Source organism: Streptomyces sp. NPDC000348, assembly GCF_042898795.1.
In the GTDB taxonomy this organism is placed as follows: domain Bacteria; phylum Actinomycetota; class Actinomycetes; order Streptomycetales; family Streptomycetaceae; genus Streptomyces.
In genome coordinates this window covers 16,856-29,517 of record NZ_JBIAZD010000025.1, presented here as the reverse complement: position 1 = coordinate 29,517, position 12,662 = coordinate 16,856, and the positions used below count along the sequence as shown (strand labels likewise).

12 protein-coding genes are annotated in these 12,662 nt (G+C 74.0%); 7 read left to right on the top strand and 5 right to left on the bottom strand.

The window, feature by feature from the left end; all coding sequences use genetic code 11:
• Positions 1-8 precede the first annotated feature (8 nt).
• The 3 genes from ACFY3N_RS32980 to ACFY3N_RS32970 all read left to right on the top strand — a co-directional run bounded on the left by ACFY3N_RS32980 (position 9) and on the right by ACFY3N_RS32970 (position 3,485).
• Positions 9-1,130 carry a sensor histidine kinase gene (locus tag ACFY3N_RS32980; protein ID WP_390820485.1) on the top strand — a complete coding sequence of 374 codons (1,122 nt, stop codon included), beginning with the start codon at positions 9-11 and terminating at the stop codon, positions 1,128-1,130.
• Entirely contained in the window at positions 1,127-1,789 is a 663-nt protein-coding gene (locus tag ACFY3N_RS32975; protein WP_390820484.1) for a response regulator, read from the top strand. Before ACFY3N_RS32980 ends, ACFY3N_RS32975 begins: the two co-directional genes overlap by 4 nt.
• Positions 1,790-2,180: 391 nt before the next feature.
• The gene (locus tag ACFY3N_RS32970) at positions 2,181-3,485 is read left to right on the top strand and encodes a DUF6986 family protein (protein ID WP_390820483.1); all 1,305 of its coding nucleotides are present in this window, start codon (positions 2,181-2,183) and stop codon (positions 3,483-3,485) included.
• 191 nt (positions 3,486-3,676) lie between these two features.
• On the opposite strand, the gene ACFY3N_RS32965 is transcribed toward ACFY3N_RS32970, so the two are convergent.
• Positions 3,677-4,492, bottom strand: a complete 816-nt coding sequence (locus tag ACFY3N_RS32965; RefSeq protein WP_390820482.1) for a hypothetical protein — start codon at positions 4,490-4,492, stop codon at positions 3,677-3,679.
• A gap of 9 nt (positions 4,493-4,501) precedes the next feature.
• Positions 4,502-5,596 carry a LacI family DNA-binding transcriptional regulator gene (locus ACFY3N_RS32960; RefSeq protein ID WP_390820481.1) on the bottom strand — a complete coding sequence of 365 codons (1,095 nt, stop codon included), beginning with the start codon at positions 5,594-5,596 and terminating at the stop codon, positions 4,502-4,504.
• 197 nt (positions 5,597-5,793) lie between these two features.
• Between ACFY3N_RS32960 and ACFY3N_RS32955 the strand changes: the two genes are divergently transcribed.
• The 3 genes from ACFY3N_RS32955 to ACFY3N_RS32945 all read left to right on the top strand — a co-directional run bounded on the left by ACFY3N_RS32955 (position 5,794) and on the right by ACFY3N_RS32945 (position 8,431).
• Positions 5,794-6,747 carry an ROK family protein gene (locus ACFY3N_RS32955; protein WP_390820480.1) on the top strand — a complete coding sequence of 318 codons (954 nt, stop codon included), beginning with the start codon at positions 5,794-5,796 and terminating at the stop codon, positions 6,745-6,747.
• A gap of 305 nt (positions 6,748-7,052) precedes the next feature.
• Entirely contained in the window at positions 7,053-7,244 is a 192-nt protein-coding gene (locus ACFY3N_RS32950; protein ID WP_390820479.1) for a hypothetical protein, read from the top strand.
• Positions 7,245-7,390: 146 nt separating this feature from the next.
• A complete protein-coding gene (locus ACFY3N_RS32945) occupies positions 7,391-8,431 on the top strand; it encodes an NUDIX domain-containing protein (RefSeq protein ID WP_390820478.1) in 1,041 nt (346 codons plus the stop codon).
• Between the two features lie 9 nt (positions 8,432-8,440).
• Here the strand turns inward: ACFY3N_RS32945 and ACFY3N_RS32940 are convergent, their stop codons facing one another.
• Both ACFY3N_RS32940 and ACFY3N_RS32935 read right to left on the bottom strand, forming a co-directional pair.
• Complete coding sequence (locus ACFY3N_RS32940) at positions 8,441-9,205, bottom strand: MBL fold metallo-hydrolase (protein ID WP_390820477.1); 765 nt, start codon at positions 9,203-9,205, stop codon at positions 8,441-8,443.
• An 80-nt stretch (positions 9,206-9,285) separates the two neighbouring features.
• Entirely contained in the window at positions 9,286-10,647 is a 1,362-nt protein-coding gene (locus ACFY3N_RS32935; RefSeq protein WP_390820476.1) for a dipeptidase, read from the bottom strand.
• Between the two features lie 194 nt (positions 10,648-10,841).
• Here ACFY3N_RS32935 and ACFY3N_RS32930 point away from each other — a divergent pair, with 194 nt between their 5' ends.
• Entirely contained in the window at positions 10,842-12,074 is a 1,233-nt protein-coding gene (locus ACFY3N_RS32930) for a geranylgeranyl reductase family protein (protein WP_390820475.1), read from the top strand.
• On the opposite strand, the gene ACFY3N_RS32925 is transcribed toward ACFY3N_RS32930, so the two are convergent.
• The gene (locus ACFY3N_RS32925) at positions 12,064-12,519 is read right to left on the bottom strand and encodes a nitroreductase family deazaflavin-dependent oxidoreductase (RefSeq protein WP_390820474.1); all 456 of its coding nucleotides are present in this window, start codon (positions 12,517-12,519) and stop codon (positions 12,064-12,066) included. The genes ACFY3N_RS32930 and ACFY3N_RS32925 overlap by 11 nt on opposite strands.
• Between the last annotated feature and the right edge of the window lie 143 nt (positions 12,520-12,662).

Here is a 12,662-nt window from a genome sequence, read left to right as displayed (position 1 = left end):
CGCCGCCCATGGTGGGGGACTCGCTGCTGCCGGCGCTGCTCCTGCTCAACGTCATGACCACGCGCGCCCCGCGGGAGCTGCCGGTGGCCGTGGCCCTCACCGCCGCCCTCGCCCTGCCCCTGGTGTGGCGGCGCCGGGCCCCGCTCACGGTGTTCGGCGCCGTGGCGGCCGCGGCCTTCGTCCAGTGGCTGATGGACGTCCAGCTGCCGGCGGACATCGCCTTGCTGGTGGCGCTCTACACGGCGGCCGCGAACTCGGGACGGCGCGGCACGCTCGTCGCCGGTGCCGTCGTGGAGGCCGGGGCCCTGCTGGCCTGTCTGCGCTGGGCGGCGGAAGGCATGTTCCCGACCCTCTTCGTCGCGGTGACCGCGACGGTCGTCGCCGCCGCCGTCCTGGGTGTGAACGTGCGGACCACGCGCGCCTACCTCGCGGCCGTGGAGGAACGGGCCGCACGCCTGGAGCAACAGCGGGACCAGCAGGCGCGACTGGCCGTCGCCGAGGAGAGGACACGTATCACCCGGGAGATGCACGACATCGTCACCCACAACCTGTCCGTCATGGTCGCGCTCACCGACGCCGCCGTCCACGCGCAGCACCGGTCGCCCGACAAGGCCACCACCGCGATGCTCCGGATCTCCGAGACGGGCCGGCAGGCCCTGGCCGACATGCGGCGCTCGTTGGGCATCCTGCGGACCGACGAACCGGACGCGGAGCGCCACCCGTTGCCCGGCATCGCACAACTGGAGACCCTCGCCGACCAGATGCGCGCCGCCGGGCTGCCGACCCGCGTCGAGGTCCAGGGCGGCCACACCCACATACCCGCCACCGCACAACTGACCGTCTACCGCCTGGTACAGGAAGCCTTGACCAACACCCTCAAGCACACACCCACAGGCACACACGCGACGGTCCGGGTGCTGTGCTCGACCGGGACCGTCGCGGTGGACGTCACCGACAGCGGCCCCTGCCCGCCGCTCCCCGGCGCCACACCCTCCGGCCACGGCATCCCCGGCATGCGCGAGCGCGCGGCCGCCTACGGGGGGACGTTGCGGGCCGGACCGCTCCCGGGCGGCGGCTGGGGAGTCCGTACCCGCCTCCTCCTCGGCAGCGGCGGAGCGGCGACCGCATGACGATCCGCATCCTGATCGCCGACGACGAAGCGCTGCTCCGGATGGCCTTCGGCACGGTCCTGGAGGCCCAGCCCGACATGGCACCGGTCGGCGAAGCCGCGGACGGCGTCCAGGCCGTACGCCTCGCCCGGGAACTGCGACCCGACGTCGTCCTCATGGACGTCCGGATGCCCGGGACCGACGGGATCGAGGCGACCCGGCAGGTCATCCGGATCTCCCCGCGGAGCAGGGTGCTGATCCTCACCACCTTCGACCTCGATGAATACGCCTTCGCCGGACTCAACGCCGGAGCCTCGGGCTTCCTGCTGAAAAACACCAGGCCCGAGGAACTGTTCACCGCGATACGCAGTGTGGCCGAGGGCGACGCGGTGGTCTCCCCGCGGGTCACCCGCCGTCTGCTGGAGAACTTCCGCCCGCACCTTCCCGGCGGCGGCAGCGCCGACCGCGACGAGCGGCTGAACCGGCTCAGCGCCCGTGAGCGCGAGGTGCTCATCCAGGTGGGCCGCGGCCTGTCCAACACCGAGATCGCGGCCACCCTGCACCTCGCGGAGGCGACCGTGAAGTCCCACCTGGGGCGAATCCTGCACAAGCTCGAACTCCGCGACCGGATACAAGCCGTGATCCTCGCCCACGAGAGCCGCCTCGTCCACCCGGCGTGACGCCGCCGCCCGGAGCCGACGGCGATGTCCTCAGCCCCCGGCGTCACCAGCGCCGCACGAGCGTCCGACGTGACTGTCACGACCGGCGCGGGCGGAACGACATGGCCTCCGGCGGACGCCCCGGGCGCCCGTCCGCCGGGGCCGGCTTCGGGGACAGTGCTGTACCGGACACCGGAAGGGCCACCGAAGCGGCGGGCGCGCTCTTCCGTCCCGGACGGCGCGCGACACCGCCGCGAGTCGGCACGGACGAACGGTGCCGGAGGAACGCGACCGTGACGGGACGGCGGAGCGGACCGGATGACGGGCCGGTGTTGACCGGCGGGAAGGAGGCCCGATAACTTCGTTCAACGGATTGTTGATTCCGTATGGCGGAATTTCGGGAGGGTGCGGGATGGGCCAGGAGCAGCAGGAGCGGGTGGCGACCAGTCTCGCGGGTACCCTCACCCAGGAGATCGGCGCCTCCCTCGCGCCGGTCGACGCCGAACTGGAGCGCCGCTACCCCGGGGACCCCGGCACCCGCCAGCCCGTCCACACCGTCTACGTCCCCGGTGACGCCTTCGCCGCCGACACCCTCCGCACCTGGGGCGACCGGGCCCTCGCCGCGCTCGACGAGCACGCCCCCGACGCCGCCTCCCTCGCCGCCGTCCTCGGGCTCGACGGCGACCTGGCCGAGGACGTCCACGGCCGCGTCCGCGCCAAGCTGGAACGCGAGCCGGTGGAGGACCTGCGCGTCGACTTCGAGGACGGCTACGGCAACCGCCCCGACGCCGAGGAGGACGAGGCCGCGGCCCGCGCGGCCCGGCTCGTCGCCGAGGCGTACCGCGACGGCACCGCGGCCCCGTACACGGGCATCCGCGTCAAGTGCATGGAGGCCGCCGTCCGCGACCGGGGCATCCGCACCCTCGACATCTTCCTCACCGGCCTGGCGGAGGCCGGAGGACTGCCCGACGGGCTGGTCCTGACCCTGCCCAAGGTCACGTATCCCGAGCAGGTCGCCGCCATGGCCCGCCTCCTCGGCGCCTTCGAGGAGGCGCGCGGTCTCGAGCCCGGCCGGATCGGCTTCGAGATCCAGATCGAGACCAGCCAGGCCATCCTCGCCGCCGACGGCACCGCCACCGTCGCCCGCATGATCCAGGCCGCCGGGGGCCGCGCCACCGGCCTGCACTACGGCACCTTCGACTACAGCGCCTGCCTCGGCGTCTCCGCCGCGCACCAGGCGAGCGACCATCCGGCCGCCGACCACGCCAAGGCCGTCATGCAGGTCGCCGCCGCGGGCACCGGAGTGCGCCTCTCCGACGGCTCCACCAACGTCCTGCCCGTCGGCCCGACCGAGAAGGTCCACGACGCCTGGCGGCTGCACTACGGCCTCACCCGCCGCGCCCTCGCCCGCGCCTACTACCAGGGCTGGGACATGCACCCCGGCCACCTCCCCACCCGTTACGCGGCCGTCTTCGCCTTCTACCGCGAGGGCTTCGCGCAGGCCGCCACCCGTCTCGCCCGGTACGCCGACCGGGCCGGCGGCGACGTCATGGACGAGCCCGCCACCGCCAGGGCCCTCGCCGGACACCTGCTGCGCGGCCTGGACTGCGGCGCCCTGGACGCCGCCGAGGTGGCACGCCTGACCTCCCTGTCCCGCGCCGGCCTGGAGGGCTTCGCCTCGCCCCGGCGGGGTGGCCCCACGGCCCCCACGCGGTAGCCCGGGGCACCCGCCCGCCCCACTCGGCGCGTGCCGATGGACCTCCCCCGGGCCCCGGTCCGAGGAGGGGCGAGGGAACGGCCGACGCCGGGGCGGCGCGCTCCACGACGCCGGCCGCGCTCTGCGAAGTGTCCGAGCGCCGGCCGGGCGACCCGTTGCGCCGGGAACCCGGGACGCCCCGCCCCGGCCCGTCACCCGTGCCCCCGCCCCGGAAGCGGCGCCGACGACGCGCCGGTGCCCGGACCTCCGTACCGCCGGGGCCCCGCGTACCGCTCCAAACCGCAGGCCGTCACCAGCTTCTCCCGCGCGAACAGCCGGGTGCCCCGCGCGCACAGCCGGAGGTCGGCGCGGGCCCGCGCGCAGAACTCCTCGGGGGAGGCGCCGAACAGCTCCCGCAGCCCGGGCACGTTCACGAGCAGATCGGTGAGCAGCGCCCGCTGGCCCGGATGGGCGCGCGGGACGCCGGTGCCGTCGTGCAGCACGCCGTGGCGGTTGAGGTACGCGTACGCGCCGGGGAGCGTGGAGCCGTCGGCGAGCTCGAGACGCACCTCGGACGCGGGCAGCCAGGCGCGGCGGAAGTTGCCGTCCGGCCGCGGTGCGCCCTCGCTCGCGTCGATCGCCGCGAGCTGCTGGGCGTCGAGCCAGAGGACGAACAGCTCCCGCACCGTCCCCGGGGCGCGGACCGGCGAGTGGGACACATAGCCCATACGGCTGACGTGCGCCGAGACGCCGATGCCGACGCCGGTCACCCGCGCCCGCACCATCGGCACCGGTGTGACGAGCCCGGACTCGGCCATCTTGTGCCGCAGCTGGCCGGGACAGGCGTTGGAACCGACCGCGAGCACGGGCGCGCGGTCCTCGTACACCAGGCGGTCCAGCGGCAGCAGCCGGTCCCCGTTCAGCAGCCCCGAATCCCGCGGCCACGCCCCCGGGTACAGCAGCGGGTGCTCGCGCGGCGCCTTCTCCAGCCCCAGCGCCCGCAGCGTGCGGTCCTCCTCCACCGGCACCGCCCGCCGCTAGTCCGCCGGGGGCAGCTCGCCGGAGCCGCGGGTGATCAGCCGGGTGGGGAGTTCGATCCGCTCCGGGGCGAGCAGGGTGCCGTCCAGCTGGCGGAACAGCCGCTCGGCCGCGGTCCGGCCGAGGGCCGCCGCGTCCTGGGCGACGACCGTGACGCCGGGCTGGAGCAGATCGGCGAGCTCGATGTCGTCGAAACCGACCAGGGCGACCCGGCGCGTGTGTCCGGCCAGCACCCGGATCACGGTGACCGTCACCCGGTTGTTGCCGGTGAAGATCGCGGTGACCGGATCCGGGCCGGAGAGCATCTCCTCGGCCGCCCGGCGCACCCGCTCCGGGCCGGTGACTCCCAGCGACATCCAGGAGTCCGCCACCGTTATCCCCGCGTCCTCCATGGCGGTCCGGTAGCCGCGCAGCCGCTCGGCCGCGGTGTGGATGCGGGGCATGTCACCGATGAAGCCGATCCTGCGGTGACCGTGCGCGATCAGGTGGCTCACGCCGTCGTGGGCGCCGCCGAAGTTGTCCGACACGACGACGTCCACGTCGATGTGCCCGGCCGGGCGGTCCACGAAGACGGTGGCGACGCCCGCCTTGATCTCCGGCTCCAGATAGCGGTGGTCGTCGCCGGCCGGGATCACCACCAGCCCGTCCACCCGCCGGGCGCACAGCGCCAGCACCAGCTCCTGCTCACGGTCGGCGTCCTCCGCGCTGGAGCCGTTGATCAGCAGGGCGCCGTGCGCACGGGCCACCTCCTCCACCGCCCGGCTCAGCGGCCCGTAGAACGGGTCCGCGAGATCCTCCAGGACCAGACCGATGCTGGCGGTGCGGCCCTTGCGCAGCACCCGTGCGCTGTCGTTGCGGCGGAAGCCGAGCGCCTCGATCGCCTCCTGGACGCGGCGCTCCGTCTCCGGCGTGACGCCGGGCTCGCCGTTGACCACCCGGGAGACCGTCTTGAGTCCGACCCCGGCGCGCGCGGCCACGTCCTTCATCGTCGGACGGTTGCCGTAACGGGTCCCGGGGATGCGGTCGGTGCGGCGGGTCGTCTCCGGCACGGTGCGGTGTCCTGTCCTGTCGGCCACGGGGATGCGTAGGTCCATGGGGTTGTATGAGGATGTGGCGTCGAGCATAGAGCCTGGACAACGTTGTCAGGCTCGGGGACACTGTCCCACGCGCGCTTAGGCCCGCACCTCGCCGCACGGCCGGGCCGCTGCTCGTGCCCCCATGTGTTGCCTCGTGGTCGCACATGGTCGTTCTCGGCGGTTTTCTGATGTTTCAACGGGGAGATCCGACACTGATGCACACCGACCTCGTGGCCGCGCTCGACATCGGCGGCACCAAGATCGCCGGCGCACTCGTGGACCGCCGGGGCCGGATCCTGGTCCGCGCCCAGCGGCCGACGCCCGCGCAGGAGAGCGGTGAGACCGTGATGCGGGCGGTCGGGGCGGTGCTCGGTGAGCTCACCGCGTCCCCGCTGTGGCACCGCGCCGGCGCGGTGGGCATCGGCAGCGCCGGCCCCGTGGACGCCTCCGCCGGCACGGTGAGCCCGGTCAACGTGCCCGGCTGGCGCGGCTACCCGCTCGTCGCCCGGGTCCGGGACGCGGCCGGGGGGCTGCCGGTGGAGCTGATCGGCGACGGGGTGGCGATCACGGCCGCCGAACACTGGCAGGGCGCCGCCCGCGGTCACGACAACGCGCTGTGCATGGTCGTCTCGACCGGGGTCGGCGGCGGCCTGGTGCTCGGCGGCCGGCTGCACCCCGGGCCCACCGGCAACGCGGGCCACATCGGTCACATCAGCGTGGATCTCGACGGCGACCCGTGCCCGTGCGGTTCGCGCGGCTGCGTGGAGCGCATCGCGAGCGGCCCCAACATCGCCCGCCGCGCCCTGGACGACGGCTGGCGTCCCGGCCCGGACGGCGACACCTCCGCCGCCGCGGTGGCCGCCGCCGCCCGGGCCGGCGACCCGGTGGCCGTGGCGTCCTTCGAACGGGCGGCCAGGGCGCTGGCCGCCGGGATCGCGGCCACCGCGACACTCGTCGAGATCGACATCGCCGTGATCGGCGGGGGCGTGGGCAAGGCGGGCGAGGTCCTCTTCGCCCCCCTCCGCAGGGCCCTCACCGAGTACGCCACCCTGTCCTTCGTCCAGCGCCTCGTCGTGACCCCGGCCCGGATGGGCACGGACGCGGGCCTGGTGGGCGCGGCGGCGGCAGCGCTGGCAGGCAGGACGGACACGGCGGTGGCGGGAGTCTGAGGGCCGGGTCCGGGTGTCCGGGCCGGGCGCGCGTGTCCTCGGTGCGCGGCCGGGGTGCGCGTGTCCGGGGCCTGCGTCCGGGCGCCGGAGTCGTGGGCGGGGCGCGGGAACCTTCCGGCTCGGGCGCGGGTGTCGTGACGTCCGGCCGCCGGTGGTCCGCTGTCCGCCGCCGGCCGCTCCCGGCCGGCCGCCGGCGCCCGGGGCTCCGTGGTGCGTCCCGTCCGTGCGCGGCGCCGTGCCGGCCGCCCGGGCGGGCCCGGGAACACGTGCGTGACCCCGGGCCCGTTCCGGCCGTTGAGGCGGGTATGAAGAAGCGCAGCATGCTGGCCATCGCCTCCCTCGCCACCGGCTTCGTCGTCGCGGCCGTCACCCCGTCGCACGCGGCCGCCGACGGCGTCGCCCCGCTCGACGTCGACAACGCCCTCAGCACCCTCGACCGGACCGTCGCCGAGAACAACACCCTGGACCTGGACATCGACCGGGGCGACAGGGCCTGACGGGCCCCGCGGCACGACCGTACGGCGCCGGTGCCCCCTGCACGACAGGGGCACCGGCGCCCTTCTCGTGCGTTCTCAACCGAATCTGGTTTCCGTGGCAGGGTGGAGCGGGCAAGCCACAGGGGGCCAACAGAAGAGGGGGAAACGTGATCGTCTGGGTCAACGGCGCGTTCGGTGCGGGAAAGACCACCACCGCGCGCGAACTGATCGAGCTGATCCCGAACAGCACGCTCTTCGACCCCGAGGTCATCGGCGGAGCACTGGACCGGCTGCTTCCGCCCAAACGCCTCGCCGAGGTCGGCGACTTCCAGGAACTCCCGATCTGGCGACGACTCGTGATCGACACGGCGGCCGCGATGCTCGCCGAGCTCGGCGGGACCCTCGTGGTCCCCATGACCTTGCTGCGCCAGGAGTACCGCGACGAGATCTTCGGCGGGCTCGCCGCCCGCCGGATCCCGGTCCGGCATGTCCTCCTCGCCCCGGCGGAAACGATCCTGCGTGAACGCATAGCCCGCCGCGAGGTCCCGGCGGACCTCCCCGACGGCGAGATACGCGTCCGGCAATGGTCCTACGACCACATCGAGCCGTACAAGGCGGCCCTCGCCGCCTGGCTCACCGCCGACGCCTACCCGGTCGACAGCGGAACCCTCAGCCCCTACGAGACCGCCCTGCGGATAGCCGGGGCGGTCGGGAGCGGGGAGGTGCCGCCCTGCGACATCGTGCAGACGCCCGAACCCACCGCCGAGACGGTCGCCGCCGGTGTGCTGCTCTTCGACGAGCAGGACCGGGTCCTGCTCGTCGACCCGACCTACAAACCGGGCTGGGAGTTCCCGGGCGGGGTCGTGGAACGCGGTGAGGCCCCCGCGCGTGCGGGCATGCGCGAGGTCGCCGAGGAGACCGGGATCCGCCTCGACGACGTACCGGCGCTCCTCGTCGTCGACTGGGAGCCGCCCGCGCCGCCCGGATTCGGCGGCCTGCGGCTGCTCTTCGACGGCGGCCGTCTCGACTCCGCGGAGGCCGGACGCCTCCTGCTGCCCGGACCGGAACTGCGCGGCTGGCGCTTCGCCTCCGAGGCCGAGGCCGCCGACCTGCTGCCCCCGGTCCGCTACGAGCGGCTGCGGCGGGCACTGCGGGCCCGGGAACGCGGTAAGGCGATGTACCTGGAGGCCGGGGTGCCGGTCGGCTGAGGCCGCCGGTCAGTCCGGGACCCGGTCCGCTCCGTCGGCTTCCGCCGCGCCTCTGTCCGCCCGGTCCGCTGCCGCACGCAGTGCCCGGGCCGCGCGCCCGGTCACCGGCTCGCCGTGGCCGAAGCAGGCCACCTCCGCGTCGAGAGCGGCCAGTCGGTGACAGGCGGTGAGGACCTGCCGCCCGTCGAGGTTGAACACACCCGGCATCACGGTGCCGTCCACGGGCGAGGCGGCCACCGTGTCGCCGGTGAACAGCACGCCGTACCGGGGCAGATGCAGCGCGACACTGCCGAGCGTGTGCCCCGGCACGTGCACGACGTGCGCCCCGCCGCCCACGTCGAGAACGTCGCCGTCCGACAACTCCACGACCCTGGCCGGGCGTTCGAAGTCTCCCGGAGGCAGGAGCCGCGCCGCCCGCTCGTGCAGGGGCCGCTCCCACTCCTCGAGCACCGGGGGCGGGCCCGGAACCTCACCGCGTACGTGCGGTGCGTCCAGCCGGTGGGCCAGCACCTCGGCACCGGTGAGCGCCGCCACCTCGGCCGCCCCGCCGGCGTGATCCTCGTGGAAGTGGGTGAGCACGACGCGGCGTACGTCCCGCGGGTGCCGGCCGAGCGCGGTCACGGCCTCGGCGATCGCCGCCCCGGAACCCGCCGGCCCCGCGTCGACCAGCGTCAGCCCCTCCTCGCGCCCTTCCCCGCCGTCGCGCCAGAGGTACGCCTGACCGACGGGGAAGCGCAGGAGATGGAGGCGGGGCCGGAGCTCTACGACGTCCATGGGACGACCGTAGGGCGAAGCACCCGCCCGCGGACGGGGGCTCTGCCGTCAGCAGAGCGGCGGACCGCCCCTCTTCGGCGTCAGTTCGCGCCGGACGCGTAGTTGCGCAGGAACAGCGCCTCCGCGACCGACAGCCGCTCGAGCTCGTCGGGGGACACGCTCTCGTTCACCGCGTGGATCTGCGCCTCCGGCTCGCTCAGGCCGATGAGCAGGATCTCCGCCTTCGGGTAGAGGGCGGCGAGGGTGTTGCACAGCGGGATCGAACCGCCCTGACCCGCGTACTGCATCTCCTGGCCCGGGTACGCCACCGCCATCGCGTCGGCCATGGCCCGGTAGGCCGGGCTGGTGGTGTCCGCGCGGAACGCCTGCCCCTGGCCGATCTGCTCGGTGCTCACCCGCGCGCCCCACGGCGTGTGCGACTCCAGGTGCGCCCTGAGCAGCCCGGTCGCCCCGGCCGCGTCGACGCCCGGCGGCACCCGCAGGCTGATCAGCGCGCGGGCGCTCGACTGCACCGACGGCGTGGCGCCGACCACCGGCGGGCAGTCGATGCCGAGCACGGTGACCGCCGGGCGCGCCCAGACGCGGTCTGCGACCGTGCCGGAACCGATCAGCTCCACACCGTCCAGCACCTTGGCGTCCTTGCGGAACCGCTCGTCCTCGTACTGGAGTCCGTCCCAGGTCCCGTCGCCGGCCAGCCCGTCGACGGTGGTGCTGCCGTCCTCGGCGCGCAGCGAGTCCAGTACCCGCACCAGGGCGGCCAGCGCGTCGGGCGCGGCCCCGCCGAACTGGCCGGAGTGCAGATTGCCCTCCAGGGTGTCGATCCGCACGCGGACGAGCGTCATGCCGCGCAGGGTGGAGGTGACCGTCGGCAGACCGGCACGGAAGTTGCCCGCGTCGCCGATCACGACGGTGTCGGCCGTCAGCAGGTCGGGGTGGTCCTCGGCGTACCGCTCCAGGCCGCCGGTGCCCTGTTCCTCCGAGCCCTCGACGATCACCTTGACGTGCACGGGGACACCGCCGTCGGCCTTCAGCGCCCGCAGCGCCAGCAGGTGCATGATCACGCCGCCCTTGCAGTCGGCGGCGCCGCGCCCGTACCAGCGGCCGTCGCGCTCGGTCAGCTCGAAGGGCGGGGTGGCCCAGCCGGACTCGTCCAGCGGCGGCTGCACGTCGTAGTGCGCGTACAGCAGTACGGTCTTGGCGCCCTCCGGGCCCGGCAGGAAGCCGTACACCGACTGCGTGCCGTCCGGGGTGTCGAGCAGCGCCACGTCCTGGAGCCCCTCGGCGGTGAGCGCGTCGGCGATCCAGCGGGCGGCGCCCTCGCTCTCCTCACGCGGGAACTGGTCGAAGTCGGCCACCGACTTGAAGGCCACCAGCTCGGTGAGCTCCTCCTTCGCCCTGGGCATCAGCGAGGCGACGGTCACGGCGACCGGATTCGACGACATGGGCACGCTCCTTGTGGGTGCGACGTTGTACTGCTGCGTACTTCTTTGTACGAGATGATCGTGCGGTGTGCGTGAGGACCCGGGTACGGGTCAATCACGCCGCCGATCCTCCCACAGCGAGCCTCGGTGACCGCCGCCGTAGGATGCGGGAGGACAGGAGCGGCAGGCGGCTGGATCGGGAGCAGTAGACCATCGTGAGCAGCGAGAACTCTTCGGCGGACGACGTACAGCAGGTGTGGGACGTCGTCGTGGTGGGCGCGGGACCCGCGGGGGCCTCGGCCGCCTACGCGGCGGCGGTCGCGGGACGGCGCGTGCTGTTGCTGGAGAAGGCGGAGCTGCCGCGCTACAAAACGTGCGGCGGCGGCATCATCGGCCCCTCCCGCGACTCGCTCCCGCCCGGCTTCGAGCTTCCGTTCAAGGACCGGGTGCACGCGGTGACGTTCTCCCACAACGGCCGCTTCAGCCGCACCCGCCGCTCCCGGCAGATGCTGTTCGGGCTGATCAACCGGCCCGAGTTCGACCAGCAACTCGTGGAGCACGCGCAGAAGGCGGGCGCCGAGCTGCGCACCGGCGTCGCCGTGCAGCGGGTGGAGCAGCACGGCTCGGCCGTACCGGACCGGCGCACGGTCGCCGTCGTCCTGCAGGGCGGCGGGACCGTGCTCGCACGGGCCGTGGTGGGCGCGGACGGCAGCGCCGGCCGCATAGGGGCCCACGTCGGCGTCAAGCTGGACCAGGTCGACCTCGGACTGGAGGCGGAGATCCCGGTGCCGGAGACGGTCGCCGAGGACTGGAAGGGGCGGGTGCTCATCGACTGGGGCCCGATGCCCGGCAGTTACGGCTGGGTCTTCCCCAAGGGGGACACGCTCACCGTCGGTGTGATCTCGCGGCGCGGTGAAGGCGCCGCGACCAAGCGCTACTTGGAGGACTTCATCGGGCGGCTCGGCCTCGCCGGCTTCGAACCGAGCATCTCCTCCGGCCACTTGACCCGCTGCCGCGCCGACGACTCGCCGCTGTCGCGCGGCCGGGTGCTGGTGTGCGGGGACGCGGCGGGGCTGCTGGAGCCGTGGACCCGCGAGGGCATCTCCTTCGCGTTGCGCTCGGGCCGGCTCGCGGGGGAGTGGGCGGTGCGCATCGCCGAGGCGCACGACGCCGTGGACGCCCGTCGGCAGGCGCTGAACTACGCCTTCGCCGTCAAGGCGGGACTCGGTGTGGAGATGGGCGTCGGCAAGCGGATGCTGGCCGCGTTCGAACGGCGTCCGGGGGTGTTCCACGCGGTCCTCACCGGCTTCCGCCCGGCCTGGAAGGCGTTCAAGGACATCACGCAGGGCTCGACGACGCTCGGTGAGCTGGTCCGCACCCACCCGTTGGCCCACCGCGCGCTGATGGCGCTGGACCGGCGCCCCGCGGGCGACGAGGTCAGCTCCTGACCACGATCCGGAAGACCGGGTGGTCGTGGGCGGCCGCGGCGATCTCCTCGTCGGAGGACCGGGCGGTGATCCCCTGGAAGTACTGGTTCACCTCCCAGCCCCACTTCTCCAGGTAGGTCCGCAGGATGGGGAGCTTCTCCTCGTCGGGAAGCTCCACGGCGGTGAAGGCGCGGACCTTGCGCCCCACCCGCAGTTCCCCGCCACCGGCGGCGCGCATGTTGCGCACCCACTGGGAGTGGCCGCGTGCCGACACCAGGTACTGCCCGCCGTCGTGGGTGTGCGGGTTGACCGGGATGCGCTGCATCCGCCCGCTCTTGCGGCCGCGGACGGACATCTCCGCAGTTCCGGCGAGGCTGACGCCGTGCCGGGCCAGCCAGCCGATGACGCTGTTCAGCCGGATGGTCAGGGGGCTGCCCTTGCGGTAGTACGGCGCTGACGACGACATCGGTGACCCCCAGGTCGGAGCAGTAGTGAGAGCGCTGCTCCGTTTTGTGAGCACTGCTCTCGCGGTGTGTCCTCAGTCTGCGTGACGTCCGGGCGGCAAAGCAAGAGCACTGCTCTCATTTGCGTGCGCCGATCTCGATTGTG